At 56.4% G+C, this 243-nt stretch carries 3 tRNA genes; all 3 read right to left on the reverse strand.

The window, feature by feature from the left end:
• Window positions 1-69 (reverse strand) — tRNA-Leu (locus tag DVW83_RS15030).
• 17 nt (window positions 70-86) lie between these two features.
• Window positions 87-158, reverse strand: a tRNA-Gln gene (locus DVW83_RS14990).
• 9 nt (window positions 159-167) lie between these two features.
• A tRNA-His gene (locus tag DVW83_RS14995) sits at window positions 168-240 on the reverse strand.
• Window positions 241-243: the final 3 nt, after the last annotated feature.

Below are 243 nucleotides of genomic sequence, written 5' to 3' on the forward strand. Positions count from 1 at the left end.
GGCCGGGGTCGAACCGGCACGATCGTGAGATCACTGGATTTTGAGTCCAGCGCGTCTGCCAATTCCGCCACGCCGGCGTGATAAAACTGGGGTAGCTGGATTCGAACCAACGCATGAGGGAGTCAAAGTCCCTTGCCTTACCGCTTGGCTATACCCCAAAAAAGAAGGGCGAATGATGGGAATCGAACCCACGAATGCCGGAGCCACAATCCGGTGCGTTAACCACTTCGCCACATTCGCCAT

This window comes from Enterococcus sp. VV15 (assembly GCF_005236045.1).
Taxonomy (GTDB): domain Bacteria; phylum Bacillota; class Bacilli; order Lactobacillales; family Enterococcaceae; genus Enterococcus_B; species Enterococcus_B durans.